Source organism: Acinetobacter sp. YH12049 (assembly GCF_013419875.1).
Lineage (GTDB): Bacteria > Pseudomonadota > Gammaproteobacteria > Pseudomonadales > Moraxellaceae > Acinetobacter > Acinetobacter amyesii.
The window spans coordinates 60930-66929 of the sequence record NZ_VOZH01000022.1 but is presented as its reverse complement, the minus strand read 5'-3'; the positions used below and the strand labels follow the sequence as shown (position 1 = coordinate 66929).

Below are 6000 nucleotides of genomic sequence, written 5' to 3'. Positions count from 1 at the left end.
AGTTGTATGAGGGATAAGGGCAAATTGTAGGTTTTATCTCAGGTTCAAATTTAAGATTTTAGCAGCACTCCAAACTCTACAATTTGCGTATAGTGGTAGCTAATCACTATATCAATCAAGATACAAGCAGCACTCGGAAGCTGTGTAACCGCATTGGTTAAACGTAAACTTGGTCGATTTTCTGAAAGGCGGTTATTGTTATATCCCAAATCACCAGATAGGCGGAGACGCTCTCCTTTGTAGTCCGCAGCAATCAAAGCCAATCCAAGTGTTTTCTTTTCTTGATCAATCTCGGTTCCGCCATCATGGTAAGCGGTATTGACCCGCACCCCAAATTGATCATCTGTCCCAAAGCGACGTGATACATCCGATGCCACATAGGCACCATTGAAGTTTGTCCCCACCGTCACACGTGTTAAGGGATCATTACTGGCTCGTTTCGGAAGCAAGTTAATTGAACCACCAATTCCTGTTCCTCCCGGGATTGCACCATTTAAAAATGCCGAAGCACCTTTGAAGACTTCTACCCGCTCAAACAGTTCTGTTGGAATATATTGGCGCGGCAATATGCCATACAAGCCGTTATATGCCGTATCATCTGATGCCAGTGCAAAACCACGAATAAAATAGGCTTCTTGAAAGTTCCCATAACCTTTGGCGGTACGCACACCAGCATCTGCTTGTAGCACATCCCCAACGCTTTTCGCTTGGCGGTCTTGAATATATTGCTGGGTATAACTGGTGATATTAAATGGTGTTTCTAAATTTTTCTGATTACCGAAAATGCCCACTTTACCACCTGTCGCGACTTGCCCCCCTGCATAAGGCTTCATCAAGCCATTTGCAGAAGCATCCGCACTCACGACCACATTAATGGCTTCTAGCGTTTGAACTTCAGTACTATCGATATTGGCAGCGGGATGTTCCATTTCAGCGACTTCATTCGCATAAACATATGTGAACCCTTGTGTAGCACACGCCATCATCACACAGAGCTGCTTCATTTTTAACATTGGGAGAGTAATCCTAGAAAATACGCACACATAATAAATATAATGATTAGCATTTATTCTTTCATTTCATCTTTTACGATGCTTTTTATTTATTACTTTTTATTTTTTAATTGTAATTTTTTATTAAGCTCAACTTAATGAATTACACCCACCTGATTGCCGAAGAGCGATTTCATTCATCAAATACACAAGGATTAAGTAATTTAATTTCCACTCATGAAACCAATTTTCAAGCTTCATCTATCAGATGAAAACCCAAACAATGACAAATCATTCTCGGAGCTTAAGACAATGATTAACATATGCCTTCTACTACAGGCTTATTGAGGTGGATGAATAGCAAATTCATGTTCAACGGTATAACTGAGATTTTTATCGACCATCGGAATGGGTTCAAGTCGCGCAACCAATAGGGATTTTTGTACTTTTTGATCAAAGCTTTTAGAGCCTGAACTTGCAATGAGTTTTGAGCTACCAATATAGCCTGTTGTAGCAATCACAGTGAGCTGTAGTTTGACAGGATGCTTATACGCTTTCATCTCAGACGTAGACAGCACATATTGCGGTGCATTTACCCAAGAGACTTCATACATTTTCGGTTTGACATGTGGATCAATTACATCGGCAACACGCGTAGGTTGGTATTCTTCTACAGGTGTTTTTAATAATTGCAATAATGCATTGACCTGAGCATCTGTCGTGCGGTCTAGATTGCTGACATCAACAGAAGTTTCTGCAGATTCAGAAGCGTTCAAATTGCTATCTGCCCAAGCTGTACCCACACATATAGGTAAAAAAACCGTTAAAACACAAATTCGACGTTTAACCATCTGCTTAAACAATGTTATGACCTTCAAATAAAGAGCCGTCAGTATAAAACATCCAAAAAAATAAAGACGCTTTCGCGCCTTTATATCAACCTCAGTTCCACCAATGATTCACATCATTTAGACTGAGCCAAAGCTTTTTCAATATCTTCATTCAAGGTTTCAGGCTTTGTCGTGGGTGCATAGCGGTTCAAGACCTGACCATTTTTCCCTATTAAAAACTTCGTAAAATTCCACTTAATGCCATTTCCCAATACGCCTTTCGAGTTATTGGTTAAATAACGGAAAATCACATGCGCTTCAGGGCCTTTTACATTTACTTTGGCAAACATCGGGAAAGATACGCCATAGTTTTTTTGACAAAACGCGCCAATTTGATCATTCGAGCCCGGATCTTGTCCACCAAATTGGTTGCATGGAAAGCCTAAAACCTCCAAACCTTGATCTTTATATTGTTCGTAAATTTTCTCCAAACCTGCAAATTGAGGAGTGAACCCACATTTGCTGGCGGTATTTACAATTAATAAAACCTTACCTTCATAATCTGCAAAGGATTTATTACTTCCGTCCAGTAATTCTGCTTCAAACTGGTGAATAGTTGTCATGGATAAGTTTCCTCATCATTTTTTTCTTTTGTTTCTAATTCTAAGGATGCCGAATTAATACAATAACGTAATCCAGTCGGCTGTGGGCCATCAGCAAAAACATGCCCTAAATGTGCGTCACAATGATGACAAACAATTTCTGTCCTGACCATACCGTGTGTCGTATCTACATTTTCTTCCACCGCAGCAGGTTCAATCGGCTTATAAAAGCTCGGCCAACCACAACCGCTATCGTATTTTGTTTCAGAAGAAAAAAGCGGTTCCCCGCAACAACGGCATACATAAGTACCAGCTTGTTTAGTATTCCAATATTTTCCAGTGAAAGCTTGCTCCGTGCCTTTCTGACGCGTTATGCGAAACTCTTCTGGTGACAATTCTCTTTGCCATTCTCTTTCTGTTTTATTGAGTTTTCCCATGATGACGTCCCTTTATATCGTGGTATTTAAAATAGGATAATCCTATATTTACGTCATTCATTCTTAAATTTCTAGTCTTTATTCAACAATTTACAAAATCTATATAATGACCAAAAAAGCAAAAGGTAAGCAAATCTAAATCAATGGTAAGCAAAATGCCAAATTAAATGCTTTTTTGTGAGCAACTTTAGTGATAATCTTAGCGCTACTCTTGCTCAGGATTAAAAAATGTCGCAGAAAAAGAGCGTAATTTTTAAAAATCTGCTGCCCGTGATCAAACAATATCAACAGGCAGGGTTTACGCATGAAAAAATAGTTGCTTTACTCAGAGACGAACATCATCTCGATTTAGTAACGACCGAGACATTTAAAAGCTATTTATACCGTTATGCAAAAGTGACCTCCACTCTTTCCGAGAATATAAAAATGCCGAATACGTTTAACACCCCACGCGAAATTAAGAAATCGTCTAAGCTCGAGCATGTTTGCTACGACATTCGCGGACCAGTGTTGCGAGCGGCCAATGAGATGGAGGAGGCAGGCCATAAAATTATTAAATTAAATATTGGTAACCCCGCACCTTTTGGTTTTGAAGCGCCTCAAGAAATTATTAACGACGTGGCATTAAACCTGCCAAACGCAATTGGTTATACCGACTCAAAAGGCATCTTCCCTGCGCGTAAAGCGATTTGTCAGTATTATCAACAAAAAGGTATCTTAAATATGCACGTCAATGACGTGTATGTCGGCAATGGCGTATCTGAACTGATCGTGATGGCGATGCAAGGTTTGCTCGATGATGGCGACGAAATGCTGGTGCCAATGCCGGATTATCCGCTTTGGACAGCGGCAGTTAACCTTTCTGGCGGTACAGCTATTCACTATAAATGTGATGAAGAGAATTTCTGGTATCCAGATATTGCTGATATGGAAAGTAAAATCACACCGAATACTCGCGGTATCGTGGTGATTAACCCGAACAACCCAACAGGTGCGGTTTACCCACGTCATGTGCTCGAGCAAATTGTGGCTCTTGCGAAGAAATACGACTTAATTTTATTTGCTGATGAGATTTACGACAAGATCGTTTATGACGGCATTGAGCATGTCTCTGTTGCATCTTTAGCAGGCGATCAGCTATGTATTTCATTCAATGGCTTATCTAAAGCGTATCGAATTGCAGGTTACCGTTCAGGCTGGATGGCAATTACAGGCGATAAATCACGTGCGCTAGACTACATTGAGGGTTTAGATATGTTGGCTTCAATGCGTCTATGTGCCAACCACCAAGCGCAATATGCGATTCAAACAGCTTTAGGCGGTTATCAATCGATTAATGATTTAATCCGTCCAGGCGGACGTTTATATGAACAACACAACATTGCTTGGGAAATGTTGAATGATATTCCGGGTGTGTCTTGTGTGAAACCAGAGGGTGCTATGTACTGCTTCCCTAAACTGGACCCTGAAATTTACCCAATTCAAGACGATGAGAAATTCATGTTGGATTTCCTCCGTGCTGAAAAAGTACTTTTGGTTCAAGGTACGGGCTTTAACTGGCCGACACCAGATCACTTCCGTGTGGTGTTCTTGCCTGCTGAAAATGAACTACGTGAAGCACTGACTCGTTTAGGTCGTTTCTTGGCGAAAATGCGTTAATTCATAATTGATTTAAAAATAAGAAAACCGTACGCCATGTACGGTTTTTTTTATTACCGTATCTTTAAATTTGATATCTTACTGTACTCACACCACAGCTATCTTTTTGAATCGTTAAGTTTTTAACAATTAATTTTTAGCTTAGACCTTAGTCAAAACTTTAAGATCTGTTGATTTTTCTACAGCCTATTTATGTTATTTTTTAACCAATCATAAAAATACATGAGTACAGGATGTTCTCAAACAAAATTAAACTGAGCTTATTTCTCTGTCTAAGCATGTGCCTAGGCATCGGGATCTTACGTTTTTCCTATACCGCACTCCTCCCTTCAACCCGTGAAGCATTTGGTTGGAGCCCAAGTTTTGCCAGCATCTTAGGCAGTGCCAATTTGCTCGGCTACTTAATCGGTGCATTTTGGGCCATGAAATTACCCCAAAATAAAAGTATGGTGAGCTATATCCAACTTGCAGCTATTGCAGGAACACTCAGTTTACTCAGTTGCGCATTTTCAGGTTTTTCAGAAATTTGGTACAGCACTTGGCGCGTAATTTCAGGGATCAGTGGCGGCTTACTAATGATCCTCTCCCCAAGTGTCGTGGCCCAATGTTCACAGCTTCAAGACCGCTTTAAAATCAACTTTATTGGTTTTAGCGGTATTGGCTTGGGGGTGTTAATGGCAACGCTTTTTTTGCCCTACATCCAACAAATTTCGACAATGTGGGCTTGGTTGATTTTGTTTTCTTTTTCAGCCCTGATTTGTATGTTACTCAGCGTGCTTTTGAAGAGTTTTAAAACACAGCTCACAACACTCACCGCGGTTCCAGCAGTAGAACACAAAGTCGACGGAATTTTCTATTGTCTCTTAATCGTGTATAGCACCAGTGCATTTGCTTACGTGCCCCATTCATTATTTTGGATTGACTATTTGACTCACACCCTACACCGGAGCCCGATCGGGATCAATTTCAATTGGATTTTATACGGTCTAGGAAGTGCTTTAGGGGCCTTTGCCGCTTACTGCTTAGCGCAAAAAATGGGAAATATTAGCGCTCTTAAAATTTTATATAGCAACTATGTCTTGGCGATTTTTATAGCGATTATTAATATCCATCCACTTTTTACTTTTTTGTCTTCTTTTGCGACAGGCTTGCTCAATCCGGCAGTGGTTTTTCTCACCTCTTATACCATTTTGCAAATCTATGGTAGCGCCTATAAAAAGCTCTGGAGTATTGCAACCCTGTGCTTTGCATCAATTCAATTGATCGGTGGTTTAAGCTTTAGTTTTTTACAGCGAATTGGTATTGATTATTCACAACAATTTATTTTGGCCGCATGCGTACTCGGCATTGGAACAATGCAACTCTTTTGGTTCACTCGCACAGCAAAATTGAGCAAAAATCCCGTCTAGGTAGATCACAAGACATTCAACTGCATCATCAATCACACATACAAAAGTCATGCATACAAAGAAAAGACCTA

At 40.2% G+C, this 6000-nt stretch carries 5 protein-coding genes and 1 pseudogene; 2 read left to right on the top strand and 4 right to left on the bottom strand.

The features are described 5' to 3' along the window. Positions 1-128 precede the first annotated feature (128 nt). From FTU05_RS11195 to msrB, 4 genes and pseudogenes are all read right to left on the bottom strand, one after another. A pseudogene (locus tag FTU05_RS11195) lies at positions 129-1013 on the bottom strand (TonB-dependent receptor plug domain-containing protein); the annotation flags it as partial. 320 nt (positions 1014-1333) lie between these two features. Further along, on the bottom strand, positions 1334-1843 hold the full coding sequence (locus FTU05_RS11190) for an energy transducer TonB (RefSeq protein ID WP_180165347.1): 510 nt from the start codon (positions 1841-1843) through the stop codon (positions 1334-1336). 113 nt (positions 1844-1956) lie between these two features. Then, on the bottom strand, positions 1957-2445 hold the full coding sequence (locus FTU05_RS11185) for a glutathione peroxidase (RefSeq protein ID WP_078189057.1): 489 nt from the start codon (positions 2443-2445) through the stop codon (positions 1957-1959). Beyond that, positions 2442-2861 (bottom strand): peptide-methionine (R)-S-oxide reductase MsrB, encoded by a 420-nt coding sequence (gene msrB, locus FTU05_RS11180; RefSeq protein WP_078189058.1) that lies wholly within the window; start codon positions 2859-2861, stop codon positions 2442-2444. The genes FTU05_RS11185 and msrB overlap by 4 nt, the downstream gene beginning before the upstream one ends. Positions 2862-3089: 228 nt before the next feature. Here msrB and FTU05_RS11175 point away from each other — a divergent pair, with 228 nt between their 5' ends. Both FTU05_RS11175 and FTU05_RS11170 read left to right on the top strand, forming a co-directional pair. Further along, entirely contained in the window at positions 3090-4520 is a 1431-nt protein-coding gene (locus FTU05_RS11175; protein ID WP_180165345.1) for a pyridoxal phosphate-dependent aminotransferase, read from the top strand. A gap of 233 nt (positions 4521-4753) precedes the next feature. Beyond that, entirely contained in the window at positions 4754-5929 is a 1176-nt protein-coding gene (locus FTU05_RS11170; protein WP_180165343.1) for a YbfB/YjiJ family MFS transporter, read from the top strand. Positions 5930-6000: the final 71 nt, after the last annotated feature.

Bases quoted from the DNA above. Each gene is read 5' to 3' on its own strand.
- FTU05_RS11190 (WP_180165347.1), bottom strand. From the start codon at position 1,843: ATGGTTAAACGTCGAATTTGTGTTTTAACGGTTTTTTTACCTATATGT.
- FTU05_RS11185 (WP_078189057.1), bottom strand. From the start codon at position 2,445: ATGACAACTATTCACCAGTTTGAAGCAGAATTACTGGACGGAAGTAAT.
- msrB (WP_078189058.1), bottom strand. From the start codon at position 2,861: ATGGGAAAACTCAATAAAACAGAAAGAGAATGGCAAAGAGAATTGTCA.
- FTU05_RS11175 (WP_180165345.1), top strand. From the start codon at position 3,090: ATGTCGCAGAAAAAGAGCGTAATTTTTAAAAATCTGCTGCCCGTGATC.
- FTU05_RS11170 (WP_180165343.1), top strand. From the start codon at position 4,754: ATGTTCTCAAACAAAATTAAACTGAGCTTATTTCTCTGTCTAAGCATG.